This is a genomic window from Pseudomonas sp. PA-1-6B (genome assembly GCF_021609545.1).
In the GTDB taxonomy this organism is placed as follows: domain Bacteria; phylum Pseudomonadota; class Gammaproteobacteria; order Pseudomonadales; family Pseudomonadaceae; genus Aquipseudomonas; species Aquipseudomonas fluorescens_BV.
On record NZ_WJZM01000017.1, the window covers coordinates 18,425 to 36,180 of the forward strand.

Here is a 17,756-nt window from a genome sequence, read left to right on the forward strand (position 1 = left end):
CCCAATGCAACTCCTCGCGAAGTTGTAGGCAGCCTGGTGAAGGATAAAACCTTTCGACTGTGCTGGCCTCCAGCGCGTGGATCAACGCGAGATACGCTGGGCGGCCCACAGTGCTTTCATGGATACGAACGAGGTCACCCAGCCCAAGGCTACATCGTAAATCAAAAGCTCTGAATGGAGCATCTCAGTGTGACTAAGGCCGTACACCTGAGCGGCTCGGGCTAAAATCTCATTCGTCATCACATCGCTCATGAAATACTGCACTCATCAATTTAGGCGAATAGTTCCGGTACCCCCCTGGCGCACCCCTTGTGAAGGAATCCACATGCTGATCGAGTTCGATCTCAACATGAATGACGCGGAGACACTTCTACGTCACTGTACCGAGCACCAGCCCAACAGCGAAGATTTTCGGGAAAATGCTCGGTTAAAGGAAGCGCTACAAACGCTCGCAGAGGCACTCCATGATGCCATGCGCCCAGACTCTGAGTGCATCGAATCCTCGGAAACGGTCGACCCGCAGCTATTGGAAGCTGCCGTGAGGCTGTTCGGTGACAGGGCGAGCGCCGTGAGCTGGTTGTCGAGGCCTTTAGGGGCCCTGGGACAGAAAAGTCCGAGGGACGTCCCCACCGAAGAAGCGCTGACGCTGATTCTGCGTATCGAGCATGGCATTGTTGCCTGAAACCTTCGCAGAACCAGATGGACAAAACGCAGCACGCTCCCCGGACATGCCACCGCATATCCAGGGGGCATCATTCCACCCAGACTGGCCTTTAGTGAGAGCCCGCCGCACTCTCTGATCGCGGAAGACCTCCATTGGAGCAGCGCCTGCCAACCTAGAAGCGCGACTTGCCAATCCCGCCGAGGGGAAACAGATCAGGCGGTTGCCGGAAACGCAACGCTGCTCTTAGATTCACTGCACTTGAACGCACCTCCATCCGATCCGCCGCCGCTCAGAAACGCAAAGCTTGTTTCTTGGCCTCAGTATCTGCGCTGGCAGCATAGGCATCCCAGGTTTGAGCAATGCGTTCAAGCAAGGCCCTTGTGCGGACGAATTCCGACGATGCCTCTGCCCAGTCACGGAGTTGCTGCGCAAGAGCTCTTTCTTGGTCGCCGCCCTCTCCTATCTTTTTGCTGTAGACACCCCGCATATTTACTCGCTCTATGCTGATGCCACGCTCCACCTCAGACGAATCCAATGCTTCGATGACTCCGCGCACCGCAGTGTGAGGCCAAGCCTTATCGTTTGGATCAAGGGGGGAGTGAGCTAGCACCTGACCTATCATCTGGTCAGCAATCTCCTTGCGGCTCACCTCTTCGGCTAACCGCTGAACTTCAAGGCACCAGTTGTGCAATGCCAAAGCATCCAGATGCTGATCAGACTGTCCCGGCAAGCTCTTCAGACTCTTGAGCAAGCGATAAGCATTGGAGGCGTGTTTGCTTTCACGGTCAGAAATCTCCCGAGGTTCTTCGTCTTTTCCTCTGAACACTCTGGCGACCATTTCCACAAAAAAACTCGGTTGTTCGAGGAGCATCTTATGGAGAGTTCGCGGGTCGTCCCTGAGCATCGGCAGGTAGGCGAACTCCAGGCCCGCCAGTTGTTGGAGCGAGATGTCCGCTCTTTTTGCCAGGTGGGCAATGACTTTTTCAATATCAAAAAAGCTAGATCCTGCCTGATTCGCGGGTTTGAGATTCGTTTCCTCTACGCTTTCAGTCAGAAGAGCGACTACATCACGCGTCTGGATTTCGTCGAGCCTATGGGCTGCGGCGCTCAGAGCAGCTGAAGGACGTTGCACTGCACGATACCTATCGATGGCATACCGCAGCTCATCAGTGCTGGCATCAACCCGGTACGGCATTTTGTTCGACCAATAGGCATTTTCCACCTTTTCGCCGAACGTTCTGACGTATTGCCAAATTTGCGAATTTTCTGGGAGGGCTTCGAGCACCCGCGCAACGTTCACCGGGCTCAGATCGCTGCCAAGTAAAGCGACCCGTGCTTTTTCTTCCCAATGCTGAGCAAACCGTGCTCTACCATCCGCGATAATCGAGCCAGCCGATAGCTCTCGCTCCGGTGTGGTCATGCCAATGATCCGCGTAAGCAGATCAAGAAGCGGGTCAAAAGGTAGCTCTAGACGGCGGGTAGCAGAGGCAACAAGCCGTGGAATTTTCACACGTCCCATTAAATCAAGGAGTCCCTGCCCGCCCAGGGACTCGTAAATGCTTTTCAGTGCCTTCACCCTAAAGTCTTCAACGGCTTGGATCGGGTCAGCATCCTCCTCCACCTCGTCGACAGGTGGCATCCAATCGTCGAAAAGCCAGCTGAACTCGTCCAGCATTTCAGCAGGCCTATGTTTCTCGGTGATCTGCACGAGCTTTTCCAACAGTTCCTGGCGAAGTGCCCAGTCCATGTTGGAATATTTTTGATGCCGCTTTACCTCCCCATGCAAAGCCTTCCATATCCTGATTCGCGCATGATATTCAGCCGAACTCAAAACCTTGTCGACACCACAGACGACGGCGTCGAATGGCTCGTTTTGCATATCAGGCAGAGCCTCGATCAGCGAACTCCACCGATCAAAGTCTAACCCCGCCTCATGGATGGCGAGGGTCACGATCTTGGCCTCACTCTCCCAGATCAGGCCATAAGTAATCGTTTCAAGATCGCCATGATCGTAATCTCTAAACTTTGGTTTTGACGTAGACACTGACGTGTCGCCAGACCGAGGTAGCAGCTTGGCAAGCAGAGGCCATGCGATATCTGGAACTGCCTTGATGGTTGCCTGAAGTACGGCCAGACGACGCTTTGTTTTAACAGCAGTGCTGGGCATCCACGAAAGAAAAATCTCACGCAAACTGTTGATTGGCCGATTGCTCAAGTTGCCACCTGGATCGATGGCACCAAGCTTCGCCAAGCAAAGCACTGCACGATCGAACCAATTAGAATCCCAAGCAAGCACCTCTAGAGCCCAGAGCAGATTTGTATGGTATGTAACTGGGGTCAGTATCCCTGGATACTCATCGAAGATCGGCAGAATGGATGGAGTCGCGCCCTCAAGCTGACGCTCAAGGGCGTCGAGAAAAGAGGTAGGGGATGCCTCTGAAAGCAACACCAGATCTTGCCCCAAACTGGCCATAAGCCGATGGTCTGTAGACAAACCCGGCAGTGATCCAATCAGATCATCAACGAAGGCCTGTGGGTCGCCACCCGCAACAGTAAACCCTGCAGGTCGATGCAACACTGCCATGTGGAGCAAAGTTGTCATCAAGCCGTTTCTTAGGTGCTCACTGTGCGAGGTCTCACGCTCTCGCTTGTCCTGGAAAATAAATGGCTCTTCAGCGCTCGGGGGCTTATGCGATTGCGCCGCTTTTCCAAACACGGTGATTACGGCGTCCTTGAAGAGCTGAAGGTGCTTACGGCCAACCAGGGGGGCGAGGTGCAAAAAGACATCCACCGGGGCTCTGGTCGCCCATACGTTGCCAATGCACTCAATGGGCGAGTCTGGCATCTGTAAATACTTACGCAGATCATCCTCAGCGTCGTCGTAGTCTTGTTGGCTGAGCGAGCTGATGACGGTTTTATCAAGTACTGCGTCGGACTCCCAGGATCCTGCCAGCATTATCGGAACCAGCGGCTTTGCGTCATCGAGCCACTTTGGCTTCTCTGCCGTACCGCTTGGATACTGCCGTGCCAAAACAGCCAGGATGCGTCCGCATTTACGTGCAGTTTCGTATCCTTGTTCGTCTGACATTCCCATCTTCGTAAAGGCTGTGCCGAGCTCACGATTCGTTGGTCGTCGCAACTCGATATGGCCGTGTTTTTTGTCATCCGCACCAGCGCTGACAATCGTCGGGCCGCGCAGCAGAAGCTGCCCCACACAGCTGCGAGCGAAGCTTCGAGGCATGAAGATGAGGTTTGATGAGCTCATCAGGAAATTTACGGCGTCCTCGGTGTCAACGATTAAGGTACGCGCTTCGAGCGGTTTACGGATGTTCTCAGGCGCCTTGCGTATCGCGGCGACAGCGAAAGCTATTACCTCATCGGTGGTATCAGCAGAGTAAGCTAAACGACCTCCTTCTTGAGTCAACCTCCTCAATAAATCATCTGCTTGGCTCTCTCGTCCAGCGAGTAAGACATCCTCTACAAGAGCCGGCTCGAAACGCGAGGAGAACGATTGCCAAAACTCCTCAATGCTAGCCACACCTGTCTGAGGCGCGAGATTCAGCTCGAATCTAGCCCAGCGAGATGCTACTGCCGGAGCCTGGGCAAGCCACTCTTCCAAAATTGGGCCATCGATGTAGACCACTTTCTTCCAGTGGCACAGGTTATTTTTTTCAGTCAGCCAGTCCTCGACTTTTTCTCTTGGTGTATCCCAAGTTCTAGGAGTAACGATGACCAGAGTGCACTCAGCCTTCGTTTTGTCATCAACTTCACTGGTACGCTTTTCGTAATCAGTTTCGGCCTTAGTTTTGCCCGCTCCGTTCGTACCGAATTCCCAAATCGACTTTCCATCAGGTACGAATGGGGACTCAGCGTCAGCGTCGAGGTAGCCGTCAAATCCCCTCACCTGCCCGTTTTCGCCATGCAGGAACCTGAACCTCCTAACATTAGAAACGGTCGCCCATATCAGATCAGCCACCAGGGCAGGCACTTGGTCTCTGGCCTGCAAGGAACTTCCCCATTGTCCTAATTGTGGTGCATTGATCCATTTCAACGTTGATCTCCTATGATTACGTCGGCGGTGGCCGTGAAAGCTGCCTTTCAGCAGAACGCCACTTTAATGCACATCCTGAATGACGTCGCCACTCAACTCTGATGGAGGCGACTTGCCATACATCGCTATGCGCTTGCGATATGATGTCGAGCAGATCACCTACAAAAGCAGCTTCGGAACGGCTGATAAAACCAGGCTGCATGGCTTCTATTTCACAACACAGGATCGTGTTCTATGCCAGTAAATGCGCCTCCTTTTGTCCCTGCACCACGACTTCCTATAATTCCTCTCTCTCCAGCATATCAAGGGCAGCAGGCATACCTTCCACCAGGTGCGAATGATTGGATGCCGCTGACAGCTGAGGCTTATCAAGTCCTGAAAGCGGTCGAGCCTGATGATGAAAATGTGATCAGTTCGAACAGGAATAGGCTTAGCGAGATGTTTTCGTCTGCTCTTCAGGTGCCTAACCTAGGTTTTTTTGCTGGAAGCGGTACATCTCTAGGTAACCCAGGTGGGCCTAGCATGTGGAAGTTATGGCAAGACTCGATGTTTGACCCGCAGACCCATGCGCTGACAGCTGCCGGTCAGCAGGTTACTGAGCGTGTCCGTTACGCCGAGCGCGAAAGTCCGAACATCGAGCATTTCTTATCACAGTGCGATGCCTACCTGGCGTTCAATGACGACCCAGTCGTTGAAGAGTTTGTCGCGCGCGTGAAGGAGCAAATCCTACACGCTTGCTCATCGTTCATTACCCTGCCCACTTCAGACATATCGGCATACCGTGAACTCCTCCAGAAGCTGGCTAGGAGAAGGGTTCGTGACCCCCGGCTGAAGGTGTTTACGACAAACTATGACATGTGTTTTGAAACGGCAGCGTCGGAACTGGGTATGGTCATTATTGACGGATTTTCTTACACCCGTAGACGCCGGTTTGATGGCAAACATTTCACGTACGACATCGTACGCCGGGAGGCAGACAGCCACGAGTTTGCCGAAGGCATTTTTCAACTGCTGAAGCTACACGGATCAGTCAGCTGGAGCCGAGATGGTCATGAAATCTATGAGGACAGCCGACCGACGCCGGAAAACGCGTGCCTGATATATCCCGCAAAAGGAAAATACCAGCAAGCGTTTCTTCAACCCCACTTGGAGCTGCTTTCAAGATTTCTGGAGTTTTTACGTCAACCAAACAGCTGTCTGGTTGTGTCAGGATTCGGGTTTAACGATGACCACCTTTCCGAACCGATCTATTCAGCCTTGCAATCCAACCCTAGCCTGAAGCTGATTCTTTGCGACTACAGTGGCATCAGCCATGTCCACAACCGCGGGGATAATGGATCGAGCCCCTACTGGGGAAAATTCCGCGATCTCGCTCAGCGCGGCTTCGACGTCCATTTTGTTAGTGGTTCATTCAGCGATCTGGCCGCGCATATCCCCCACCTACGTACGGCTTCGCCAGCTGAGAATTTGGCGAACGCAGTCAAACGGATTGGTAGGTAATCATGTCCCCAGAAGGAATACTCCTTAGCACGCTCAAAATCGGAGTGGTCACCAGCGTGGCTGCGCAGCTGGTCAAAATCAACTTGGCACATGCTGGAGAGAACAGCGGTCGATATCTAGGTCAAAACCGCTACGGCAAGGGTGAGGTGGGGGAACTGGTGCTAATCGAGGGTCAGCAGGCGGTGCTCTTAGGACGCATCACCGAAGTGAACCTACCTGATCGCGAGCGTACCGAGATTTCCCAAGACTTTGCTGGCACGCATGCTATTGACGCGATCGGCTTCATCCGCCTGCTGGGGTCTGTTCACCCACACACCTTGAAAGTCACAGCAGGCGTTAGTTCCTACCCACGATTGGGAGACCGGGTTTACTCAGCACCGGGCTCGTTTATCTCCAAAATCCCGACATTGATTTCGAGTGGAGTAAATGGGGAGTCCCCCCGCGTAACGCTCAACCTCGGACACGTCTCTGGAGACGGCGGTTTCGCGATTGCTGTAACGCCAGAAAAACTCTTTGGACGACATTGCGCGATCTTGGGGTCAACTGGCGGTGGGAAAAGTTGGACGACTTCAAAGCTAATCGAGGAATGCCGTCGATACGCTTGCAAGATCGTGCTTGTGGACGCGACAGGGGAATACCGGTCACTCGAAGGGAATGACTCAACACATCACCATCTCGGAAACCCGCTGCATCGAACTCCCGACTCTGTTGAGGTAGGTATCCCACCCAGTTGCTTCAATGAAACTGATTTCATCGCACTCTTCCAGCCGTCAGGTAAAACCCAGGGCCCAAAACTCAGAGAGGCCATCAGGAGCCTGAGGCTTGCCGCCTTAGCTCCAGATATCTTCACAGAAGGGTATGTCCCGAAGGTAGGTCAACTCAAAGCTGACTTTCGTCGAGCGATGAATAGGGATGACAACGCCAACCGAGTAGGCGATCCAAATTTCCCCTTCGATATGGGTATGTTGGTTCGGCAAATTGTCGAGGAATGCTGCATGCCGACGGGATACAACAACGACATGACCAGATGGGGCGCTGCAAGCACTGAGCTATCGTACTGCTCCTCCCTCATGACGCGAATCATGAGCGTAAGGGACTCTCCATCGTTGAGCTGTGTATTTCGCCCGGCAGAAGGCCTTCCGAGCCTAGTTGAACACCTCGATGAATTCATCGCTGGAGAAAAGCGGTTATTCAGAATATGTCTTAGCTCAGTCGGCTATGAATTCAACGCTAGAGAGGTCATCGCCAATGCCATCGGCAGACTGCTATTGCTGCGAGCCCGTAACGAGGCATTTCGACAGCGCCCGTTGATCGTCATTTTGGACGAGGCTCATAATTTCCTAGGGAAGACCTTAGGGGGTGAAGATGACGTTCAGAACTTGGATGCGTTCGAACTCATCGCGAAAGAGGGCCGAAAATACGGCCTCAACATTTGCCTGGTCACCCAGCGACCACGAGACATCACCGAAGGAGTGTTGAGTCAGATGGGCACTTTGCTGGTTCATAGACTGACCAATGACCGTGACCGAGAAGTGGTCGAACGTGCCTGTGGGGAGCTGGATCGTTCAGCCGCCGCTTTCTTGCCAAACCTGAAGCAAGGTGAGGTGGCATTAGTAGGTGTAGATTTCCCAATCCCTGTCACTATTCAAATTGGGCGCCCCAACCAGCCTCCTAAATCGGACGGGCCGAGCTTCCAAGGGCTATGGTGAACTCGTGCCCCTTTTCACAGCAATGGTGCTTCGGGGCTCTATAAGGTGCTCCCGATTCAGTCTGAAGCAACCAACTGATCCATGACTTTGCCATGAAACTCGCCGAATTATGTGAGAGTTCACGCCCGCAGAAAACCCTGTTACTAAGCGAGGCGGCATCTCAAAAAATCTCAAAAATAGTAGATTAGGTAAGTGTTTGATTTATTGACGATAAATCGCTTTTAACAGTTAACTAGGCTCCGGAACTCATGATCAGCTATCAGTGCCTACTCGATGAAAATCCAAATCCGTTGGGCCAAGACTTTCAGAATCTTCCACTAGAAATTTTCAGTTGCTGGAGTATCCCGAAGTTCTTGAGCACCGCAAGCGCCCGCCCTGCCACCATCCAAACCGAAACGCATCATGCGTGACATGCAGTGGCCCAAGAATGCCGGCCTGTAAACCATTTTTTTAAGCTGTAAACCTTGTTGTTAACAGATCAAAAAATTGGTTTACAACCATTCTGGAATACCCCTGTTAAGCAAGCATCCGCCCTTTTCATCTTGCAGTCCCCTGACGCGTTTAAGCGTCAGAGGGATACAAGATCGGCGCCGGAAGGACTTACACAATGGTCGGTCAAAAGGACTGTGCGCGCCACAGCACCCATATCATGGATTTCTGTCGACTTCCTGAGCGACCTCTAACTCACGCCTTTCCAGCTCCTCGCGCAGCTTGGTGAATTCCTGAGCAATATTCGAGCGTTCATACAAGCTATCGAGCGCCTTATCCCCCTCCAAACCTGTGCCGTTGAACCACGTCCTCAATTCACCACCGTCGACCTTAGGGAGGTGTTCATTGAACACTTTGAAGGATAACAACGCGCTTTTACTTGTAATCACTTTTCCGCGATGCTCCTCTTCTTCTAGTAACGACTCCATGCCGACGCAATATCGAGGCGGAATCCGGCTCCGAGCAGTCGAGCTAAATTGAAGTTCGGAAAAGATCCATGGTGAAAGTGTTCGCTCCACTCCTGAAAAATTTTTGAGCGAAGTCGAATTATTGGTGTTCAGGAACACAAAGAGCTCAGAGCGGTCGATCATCGTTTGGAGGGCACTCATAAGCATCATGTGGACGCCTGCCGTCAGGTCGGTTGCTTTTTTGTAGTTGTATATGACCCGACCCTCGTTTTTTTTCACTGGGTCTGCATATACATTATTCAACGCAATGAGCAGATTGTCGAAGTAGTCCCATACGTAGGAATCGACAAAAACCTCAAGCCCCTTGTCCCTTAGCGCAATTGCTAACTCCATAGCACTTTCAGTATCCCGATGCGAGTGAGATAGGAACACGTGAGCCTTCTTGGCAGGAAACAGGTGCTCAGCAAGCTTTTCGGCATCAATAACGTCTTTGCCTTCAAACTGCCCCACCATGTAATCAGATAGCCTATCGAATGCCCCTTTTTCCTGAGCTTCAAAATCCTTTATTTCTGAGGGGTCAATCTCGCGAAGGGGTTGGTACTCGTTCAGCTCGAAACCTACGTACATCGATTTTCCTTCCTCGAATGTCTACGGACGCTAAACCGCGCGTTGCTGGCCCGCCACCACGCTAGCTAACCATCCTGCCGGCTGCGTTACGCGCTGGACTAATTAGCGCATAATTCTACCATCGCCTAATGTCATTTAGCCTTCTGCAGCCAATGTTTCGAGCACATGTTAAGGCGAATGGACACGAATCCCACCAACATGAACCAATCAGCCGAAGTTGATTTCGCCGGTGACTTTCATGGGCAAGCAGAGAATCCGCGTAGGCGCAGCATGGCTTCGCAGTGACTATGGCGAACTTACTCAGTAGGCCCATCTGTCGGTTGGCCGGTCACTGTGACAGGGGTGAGCGGAGCAAGGATGCGTCGCTTCCCCGTGGTGTACATATATTCAACGTGTAGCCCGTTACGCCCCACGATCAGGGCCAGCAATGGACGACCATCGCGCCGGTCAGCGGCCAAAATCTGCCACTCACTCAAGTCGATCGAGGAAGGAGTGGGATAGTTTTGCGGATGAGTATGCCACTCGCCGATATAGCGCACGAAACCGCTGCTTTCTTTCCAGCGTTTCATGGCAAGCTTGTGATGAAAATAGGGCATGCGCTCGAAAAGGAACCTGAAGCGCCTATCCCAAAACGATGGCTCAGTTGCCTCGATGATTTCCAGATGCTCACCGCGAACATGGCCAAGCAATATCCCGCCCGCCTCACTGGAGTCGATACCCTCTTGGATGTACCGGCGGAAAACCTTAAGCGGTTGCTCACGCAGGTACACCAGTTGCTGAGTGCCAGGCACAACCCATGTAGCTATGAACGGCATGCTGGGCATCCTGAATTCGGTAGCGGCGAGCAGTCAGGGGTTGCCAGCTCAAACCTGTAATCCGTCAGCCGCGTCGAGAGCGACGGCCAAGGTTTGCCCGCAACCCACGCCAATGCAGTGTCCAACGCCAGGGCTGCCGCCTGAATCGAAACCGATGCGGAGAATGGCACGTATAGCCCTTCACACCCTTGCCCAGCAAAAATCGGCTCGACACCACCTACCACGGACAAAAGCTCCCCTTGACTGTTCGCCTGAGTCAGACACCGATAACAACCCTGCTCGGTTCGGTGCTTTATAAGCGAGCGAACAGCGACCCCCGCTCCCTCGATCCAGACATGCAAGGTTGGACAGGATGGGGCGTTGGCCAGCCAATGGCCGAAGGACTCCTCACCAGTGGCATCAATGATGAGATCCAAGCCTGACAAGTTCACATCCTTGGCGTCGTTGTTAAATCCGCGTACCCGAATACTGGGCAGGACTATTAGGAGTTCATCCGCAAGCGCCTGCGCCTTAGACTTGAACAGGTGGTTGAAACCCAATCGGTGGCGTCCTAGATTTTGAGGCATCATCAAGTCGTTATCGATCAGCAACAGCTCACCACCACCGGTTCCGGCACCAGCTTTTACGAGCATTTCTCCAAGAAACCCGCCGATGGTTCCGCACCCAATCAAGCCGATCCGCTTACCAGAAAGTGTGGTACGTCCAGGTATGTTCCGCTCAGCCAAGTACTTGTCATCGAGACGAAACATCTGCACAGGGTCGATGGGACACTCGAAAATGGGTATTCGTTGATCGCCAGAACGGTGATCATCCCGACGATTACGCTGAAGGTCATGCACGAGAAAGCCGTAGCTGTATCCCGTTTTTTGCGACTCGATGACGATGAGAAGGCCGGGGGCTTCGTCGCGGTAAGCTGCGATGATCTTATCCCGGATTTTACGCCTGCAGGCATCATCCAGCTCGTGCTGCCAGTCCAGGATCTGGCTAACCGTTTTTGGGGGCCAGTTTTCTTGTAAGGGTCTCGGCGCTGCACTGGACGTGATCAGCGCGACCTGCGAGGTGAATTCGTCAATCTTCCTTCCGGGGCGCGCGAATTTAGCACGACTGCGCGTAGCGTCATCTGTGAGAACGTACATCTTATTGTCGGATAGCTGAAGCAACTGAACCGAGCCTGACGTACGTCTCTCGATGTCATGGAAGCAGTAGATTCCATCCCAGTAGACGAAGAACTCTTCTTGCAGATCGTCCTTCATTTTCCCGGCCAGGGCTTGTTCCAGAACCTCTGTGGCCTGCAGCAGTGATGTCCGGATTTGCCCGACAGGATCAAAAATGTCGATGACCTGTGTGCCGGGCGCTGCATAGCACAGATAGCCATCTGGCCCGAGGTGAGGCACAAGCCGAGGAATCGACTCCGGGAGCTTGTTGAGCCATACCTTGAGAGGCCGTTCAAAGGTGCGATCTATCCACACCTCACATTGCACACTGCCCTGGGTAGGCGTCGACAACTCTCCGACCATCACAAGCCAAGCTGCATGAGGTTGAGGTTCCACTTTGGTAAAACCCCACCCATTCATGTGACGCAGCACATCGGGCATGGCACTCATGGATCAGCCTGCCTTAGTGCGCTTCACAGGTTCTGCCGGCCCTGCCAAAGGAGCAATTGCAGCCATCGTGGCCGGCATACCCTCAGGGTTCGACTTCATGCGGTGAGGTGCATACGGGAACCGGTCACCCAGCATTTGATGCAACCAGTTGTAGGCTGTATGAGCATCCGTCGCGTTGATGGCGCCTTCCAGGTAGCGAGCGAACTCTTGGAAAAACTCTACAGCGTCAGCGATCGCTTCCTTCGGCATATGGGCAGTGAGCGACGCGCTGGCGTCGATGGGGCTCGCGACACCGTTACGCAATGCATCCGGAATTCCCTTCACCACGTTCAGCAGGGCACGGTCATCGCGCTTGTCGAAATACTCGAACAGCGGGCACGCGGCAGCCATCAGAAGGATTGAGCTTGGCCCCTTGTCCTCCCACTGCTTGTCGCGGAATGCTTTCAAGTAGCGCACCACGCGAATCAGCTGATCACCCTTTTCCTGGCACTCGCGCTTGAACCAGTTCTTCATCGCCATGGGGTCGGACTTACGCCAACCCTGCTTGCGGTCGGCCAGCAGAATTTTGTCCGAAGGAAGCGCTTTCCAGCTGTCCCGCTCGGAATTGATAGCGCTATCGAAGACCGCGTGACCCCGGCTTTCCATACTGGCCTTGATCAGCTGGAACAGGGTGTCAGGAATCACGTAGAGGGGAAGATCGATGTGCGCGGAGCGTGAGATGGTCACGCGCACACAAGTATCCTTGGGCTCGGTATGCCATCCCCTTTGAGCGCAAATGGGACGAAGCACGTCGATGACCGCGTCAAAGAACAGGGCGATAGCAAGCTTGGGGCTGCTTTCTTCCCGCATGACACTGAGCGGAAGATACACGCCGTCATCGATATCAGACTGTTGGGGTGGGGTCGTACACGGGCTGTTCAACGTCTTGTAGGCACGTGAACCCTGAATATAAAACCGTGGCTCACAGATATCGCCTTCCAGGCCTTTGTCGCGAAGGGCGCCGGGAAGATCGGCCTTCAAGGCCTCTCTGATGTCTTTACGGGCACCATCGATCTGGGCAAGCTCCTCGGGTTTGAGGTCAAGCTCATCAAGGAAGCAAGCTTCCCCTGTGGTAGTGAACAGCAAGGGACTAAAATTGGGCATGAAGCCTCCGCTCAGGCGCTATATGAACGGTGCCTCCAGCAACTGCTGACCTTTACATCGAGACTACAGAGCACTCATGCGCTCTTGAATCCCCCCTACTGCCACCCTACGCCTACCACACAATCCAGAGGGTGCAGTACTTCCCAGTTTGTCAGCTACCATGCTCGATGACACGTGCGAGATGACATATTGCCACCCCACAACATGTAGATCAATAGAAAATAAAAAACACCACATATAGTGGAAAAAGCCCCAACCGAGCACCACTCACCATCCGCCGGATCAGGCTGCTTTCGCCCTAGTAAAAGTGACCTGGCCTGCGGTGTTGAGACCCTCTGTCCACTTGCGATCGGTGAAATACGTCCCCTCCATATACAGCCCGTCACCCGACTCTTTGACGAAGACGCGGGCAGCACCGGTGTGGGTATTGGTGTCGGTCGCCACTGGGATTTGGGTGTAGTTGACGAACATGTAGTTCAGCTCTAGAAGACCCGTCTGATCACTGGGCCGTACAGAGACGCTAATGGTCTTGGATTCTGAATAGCCGTCGGCGGATGCGAATTCCATTTTGACGCTGAACAGACGCGCTTTGATTTTGACCTTACCAGGCACCGTGATGAGCGAAGCTCCATCGCCTTGGCCGAGCCATTTTTGCATGATCCCCCAGTTGGATTTCAGCTGCATGTCCCACTCCCCATCAATGGGAGGGAGATACTTGCAAACGAGGGGCAACCTGCAGATCCAAACAAACAGTGGGGTCTGACCCAGCACCCAGAAAACACCAGCACCGATTGTGACTGCTGACGTGACGGGGCGGCGAAAATCCATCAGCGGGCCCGCAAACAGAGTCGTGATGTCTCTGTAGTTCATGATCAGGAAAACCACCACGCAGGTGGTTGCGAAGTACGCCAGGGTCTTGGTGATCCCTATGACTTGATACATTCCGTACCTCGTTTTCGACTGGTAGCGCCCTACCCTATATGCTCTACCGGGTGGTGTACATGGCATTCTGGCCAGCAACCCAATATCTTCCGCCGCAACCCCAGCGGGCAGGTCAGTCAATTACCAGGGATCACACACTTCCCTCTTCCAGGTAGCTGGGCATACCGCCAAGAATCTATTTCTTGTCCCGTTTAGCCGCGATCAACGCGTCAAACGATGCGCTGTTTGACATTCCCTGCCTCTGCTTTTCGGCCAAAAACGCTGCGTCCAGTGCAGCCGGATCATATTGCTCCCGTGCATACCTGACGATATCTAGCCACAGCGTCCATGGCAGCGCAGTGTAATGGGTATTTCCACTACTACATCGGAGCCCGGCACTGAAACGTGGCAGGGCATCGGATGCATTGAGATTACTCTTCCAACCCCGGGGTCTAGGCATTCAAATTACTTGTATCGCTTCGACGCGAACAGAGCAAAAAAGGCCTCCTCGCTTGTAAGACCTTCCCTCAATCGTGAGACCAAAAACTCTGCATCTGCGGCAGCTGGATCAAAGTTATCTCGGGAATGCCTGACGATGGACAACCAGAGCTCATAGGGAAGCGCTGTATGTTGGCTGCCTCTGCACCGATAGCTTGGACGTCCCAGCAGTGAGGGCTCCCGCTCGATCAACTCATCAGCCAGTCGCTGGAAAATTTGGAAAGGTGTATCACTCATACCGATGATCGAGGGATGAGTAAGACGCCTGATTGCTTGAATCGCGCCCACGGGGTCGATGGTGTGCAAGCGCGACAAACGCATCACGTCAGCTTCGAACACCTCGGCGCCGACTGTCGCGGCCAAGCGCTCGACAGCTTCGAGCTCAGCCAGGTTACGACGCTCCAATCCGATTACATGCTTCTCCATAGCCATCGGCCTCGTCAATTTTTGCCTCACCAAGCCTGGGCAGTGGTTCACGCCGGCATGAGCGTGGGATAATGCAGACTGCATCGTTAACCGCTTTTCAGCTGAGCCGGAATCGATCATACCGCGTTGACGATCCGGGTTAGATCTACGACCTTGACAGGACACATCATGAGTTCGCGCGACCTCCCCCTCTTCCCGTCTGACCTTCGACTGGACTACGCAACCGGATTCACAGCTCCAAGCACGGAAAACACCACTGCACGTTGAGCAGCGTCTCCCCTAAATTAGTAGGAGTACTTTTGTACTCCAATGGAATAGCCATGAACGACATGTGGTTGCGAGAACGAGAACGAAGACAAGCAATAGGGCAGCTCGCTGACATGCAACCCGGCGATCGCAGTGCACGGCCAATCCTTAAGCGCCTGGATGACCTTGAGCGACTTGACCGTGAAACTGCATTGGGCGCGTGCCAACTGGACTTCACGAAACTCGCCGAGCTGCCCAGGGAGCCTCACCCAATTGGTTGCTGGATTATCCGTGATCGGGATATTCCACAGCCGTGGATGACTCGCTTTGCGATTGCTCTAGGCCCCGCCGGTAGGGTCTCGGAAGGGCTTTACTGGCACGACTGGATTGACTTTCTGCAGACCTGGAAACGTGACCTCGCGCACCTTGAACAACACCGCATGGCGATTGATGACGAGTGAGCGCATCTGAGATGCTTTGATGTTGAGCGTCCCATCTCGGGCGGTGCCACCTCCAAGCCCCTCCCAGCTACAGCCACAAAGCACTCAACGGCACCGAGATGGCCTGCCCTGATCCCAATGAGTACCCTCCTCCGATGAGCGCGCAATGCCAGGTCTCTAAACCTACTGGCGCTCTCTATGTGGCCCGAAGACAACTCTGAGCCTGGCTTGAACCCGGCACATCTCAATCGACCTTTTTAATGCCGACATCCAACTCCACGAGGCACCGGGTGCCAGCAGAGTTATCGAACAACAATCCCATGCTGCGCGAAATCGCTCAACAACCTCTTCCGGCTCAGCATGCTGGGGAGCTTGAATATATTTCTGTATCCATACCAAATGCCCATTGGGAGGATGATAAGCCCCAGGCCAAATGTCGCGGTGGCGGCAACAATTGCGGCTGGAATTGAACCTATCGAAAACACAATCCCCTTAAGCACGGTGGCCCTAGCGATCAATCGAATGTCATCTAGATCAAATTCAACTTTTCCATCTCTGTTTTCAAATGCCAAAACGACGATGGACTTTTTCGAAGTTCGCTTAAAGTACCAGGTTCTCGGAACCTCAGTAGCCATTGCGCCATGAGTCTTGAGGTACTTTGGAACTACAATGTTCTTGAAATAAAAGGTGTTACCCTCCTCATCTTCCAACCTTACACGGCTATAAAGAGCATCAAGATCCCCTCGTTCCTGAACGTCATAGTTTTTGATAGTCACCGTAATTTTTTCAAGGTCGGCCATTATTCATCCTTATAGGCTTTAATACTCATCGGACTTGTATGCATGAGATCTCAGGCACACCGCAGTGGGATAGCTCGCCAGCCCCTTGCGGGGCTGCAAGTCGTCATGTGCCTTGCTCACTCGCTATCACATAGTGATCTCCGCCGACGCTGCGCATCAGTTTGAAGCCCCCTCTGACCTGAACGCACTCGATGGGAGGAGTGGCAACTGTCATCCCATCTAGGGAAACCCCCGACCGGTCGCCGTACACCAGTGCCACGTACCGATCGCCAACCTTCGCAGCTTGGGTCAGGTACGCGTCGATGTGTACGGCCCAGTCAATGCCCCTGGCCTTGACGATCTCTGCGGGCAACGTTTGCCCTTGATTCTGTCGATCTCGTGAATCCGATAAATCTCGTGTCAGCACACGATTTGACATCTACTTCATTCCTGAAATTGGGTAAAACAGCGCGCATGAATGGCCAGTTACGCAGGGCCTGTTCGGCAGGCGCGCATCTGGCAGGCCGGCAGAGTGAAATTCGATTTAGTGAATAATTGAAAAGCTGCAGTCAGCCTCCAACCACCATCACACCTCAGATGCCATAGCACGACCCTCAGCCGCACGAGCCAACCGTTTCGCCCCATCAAGCATCACCGACAATGGCCCAAGCAACCGCAAGCGGCCCTGGAGCATCGGAATGGACAGTTTTATACAACATATGATGTGTAACTGTACACGCCAACATGGCTATATCCTCGTTTTTGAGGGCATGTTCTTGTTGAAGCAAGCGCTAGCGGCAGTCGTTCGAGCAGTTCGAGGAAACCTGGGGGTCACACAGGAAAGCCTGGCTAACGCTGCGTCCCGCACGTATTTGAGCAAGATCGAAAACGCCGAGAGCAGCCCAACGCTGGAAAAGTTCGCGCAGCTCGCAGACGCGCTTAGCCTGAGCCCTTCAGCATTGATGGCACTGGTTGTCTCGACACGCGACAACACCGACGCTCGCGCTGTCCTGACACAGGCCATCGCCGAGCTGGATGCCCTCGGAGCAAAGGTCAGCGCCGACGAGATCAAAACGCATCTTGCAGGAGTGGAGGTTTTGAAACGGCCCGCCGCGCGACCGGTAAACGTCGCCAAGCTGCAGAAGGTGCTTGAGTGCAAAGAGGCCGGCCTAACCAAGGCCGAGACTGCGCGGCGACTAGGTTTGACCCGCTCAACCGTTGGGTTTCTCTGGGAACGTTCGGTGTCAACCGAAGACTGATCTCGAACCCACATGGCCTTTGGGTAGGACAGCATAATCCTAGCCATGATGAATAGGCCGTTGATTGGTGGCGGGTCAGGAGACCATCTAATTGCCACCCAATGGTTGTGAGCCCAATCGAGTCATATCACAATGCCATCTAGCGTGGCGCCCTCCCCGCTTGCATCTCACCTCTGAA

14 protein-coding genes are annotated in these 17,756 nt (G+C 53.6%); 5 read left to right on the forward strand and 9 right to left on the reverse strand.

The features are described 5' to 3' along the window. Positions 1–325: 325 nt before the first annotated feature. On the forward strand, positions 326–682 hold the full coding sequence (locus GIV35_RS10720; RefSeq protein WP_236264763.1) for an antitoxin Xre/MbcA/ParS toxin-binding domain-containing protein: 357 nt from the start codon (positions 326–328) through the stop codon (positions 680–682). Positions 683–953: 271 nt separating this feature from the next. On the opposite strand, the gene GIV35_RS10725 is transcribed toward GIV35_RS10720, so the two are convergent. Next, positions 954–4,715, reverse strand: a complete 3,762-nt coding sequence (locus tag GIV35_RS10725; RefSeq protein ID WP_236264764.1) for a hypothetical protein — start codon at positions 4,713–4,715, stop codon at positions 954–956. Positions 4,716–5,060: 345 nt separating this feature from the next. Here GIV35_RS10725 and GIV35_RS10730 point away from each other — a divergent pair, with 345 nt between their 5' ends. Together GIV35_RS10730 and GIV35_RS10735 are read left to right on the forward strand one after the other, a co-directional pair. Next, complete coding sequence (locus GIV35_RS10730) at positions 5,061–6,215, forward strand: SIR2 family protein (RefSeq protein WP_236491388.1); 1,155 nt, start codon at positions 5,061–5,063, stop codon at positions 6,213–6,215. A 2-nt stretch (positions 6,216–6,217) separates the two neighbouring features. Next, positions 6,218–7,924, forward strand: coding sequence for an ATP-binding protein (locus tag GIV35_RS10735; protein WP_236264766.1), 1,707 nt, complete (start codon positions 6,218–6,220; stop codon positions 7,922–7,924). A gap of 647 nt (positions 7,925–8,571) precedes the next feature. Here the strand turns inward: GIV35_RS10735 and GIV35_RS10740 are convergent. The 6 genes from GIV35_RS10740 to GIV35_RS10765 all read right to left on the reverse strand — a co-directional run bounded on the left by GIV35_RS10740 (position 8,572) and on the right by GIV35_RS10765 (position 14,974). Continuing rightward, entirely contained in the window at positions 8,572–9,447 is an 876-nt protein-coding gene (locus GIV35_RS10740) for a toll/interleukin-1 receptor domain-containing protein (protein WP_236264767.1), read from the reverse strand. A 296-nt stretch (positions 9,448–9,743) separates the two neighbouring features. Beyond that, positions 9,744–10,262 carry a Mov34/MPN/PAD-1 family protein gene (locus GIV35_RS10745; protein WP_236264768.1) on the reverse strand — a complete coding sequence of 173 codons (519 nt, stop codon included), beginning with the start codon at positions 10,260–10,262 and terminating at the stop codon, positions 9,744–9,746. Then, positions 10,250–11,866 carry a ThiF family adenylyltransferase gene (locus GIV35_RS10750; protein ID WP_236264769.1) on the reverse strand — a complete coding sequence of 539 codons (1,617 nt, stop codon included), beginning with the start codon at positions 11,864–11,866 and terminating at the stop codon, positions 10,250–10,252. Before GIV35_RS10750 ends, GIV35_RS10745 begins: the two co-directional genes overlap by 13 nt. 3 nt (positions 11,867–11,869) lie before the next feature. Beyond that, positions 11,870–13,009, reverse strand: coding sequence for a CBASS cGAMP synthase (locus GIV35_RS10755; protein WP_236264770.1), 1,140 nt, complete (start codon positions 13,007–13,009; stop codon positions 11,870–11,872). 282 nt (positions 13,010–13,291) lie between these two features. Then, positions 13,292–13,951 (reverse strand): hypothetical protein, encoded by a 660-nt coding sequence (locus GIV35_RS10760; protein ID WP_236264771.1) that lies wholly within the window; start codon positions 13,949–13,951, stop codon positions 13,292–13,294. A gap of 444 nt (positions 13,952–14,395) precedes the next feature. Continuing rightward, positions 14,396–14,974 (reverse strand): hypothetical protein, encoded by a 579-nt coding sequence (locus GIV35_RS10765; RefSeq protein WP_236264772.1) that lies wholly within the window; start codon positions 14,972–14,974, stop codon positions 14,396–14,398. Between the two features lie 200 nt (positions 14,975–15,174). Here GIV35_RS10765 and GIV35_RS10770 point away from each other — a divergent pair, with 200 nt between their 5' ends. Further along, the gene (locus GIV35_RS10770) at positions 15,175–15,561 is read left to right on the forward strand and encodes a hypothetical protein (RefSeq protein WP_236264773.1); all 387 of its coding nucleotides are present in this window, start codon (positions 15,175–15,177) and stop codon (positions 15,559–15,561) included. Positions 15,562–15,842: 281 nt separating this feature from the next. Here the strand turns inward: GIV35_RS10770 and GIV35_RS10775 are convergent, their stop codons facing one another. Both GIV35_RS10775 and GIV35_RS10780 read right to left on the reverse strand, forming a co-directional pair. Then, positions 15,843–16,340, reverse strand: a complete 498-nt coding sequence (locus tag GIV35_RS10775) for a hypothetical protein (RefSeq protein ID WP_236264774.1) — start codon at positions 16,338–16,340, stop codon at positions 15,843–15,845. Between the two features lie 103 nt (positions 16,341–16,443). Further along, positions 16,444–16,758 carry a hypothetical protein gene (locus GIV35_RS10780; protein ID WP_236264775.1) on the reverse strand — a complete coding sequence of 105 codons (315 nt, stop codon included), beginning with the start codon at positions 16,756–16,758 and terminating at the stop codon, positions 16,444–16,446. Positions 16,759–17,017: 259 nt separating this feature from the next. Here GIV35_RS10780 and GIV35_RS10785 point away from each other — a divergent pair, with 259 nt between their 5' ends. Beyond that, positions 17,018–17,578, forward strand: coding sequence for a helix-turn-helix domain-containing protein (locus GIV35_RS10785; protein ID WP_235594050.1), 561 nt, complete (start codon positions 17,018–17,020; stop codon positions 17,576–17,578). The last annotated feature ends 178 nt before the right edge of the window (positions 17,579–17,756 follow it).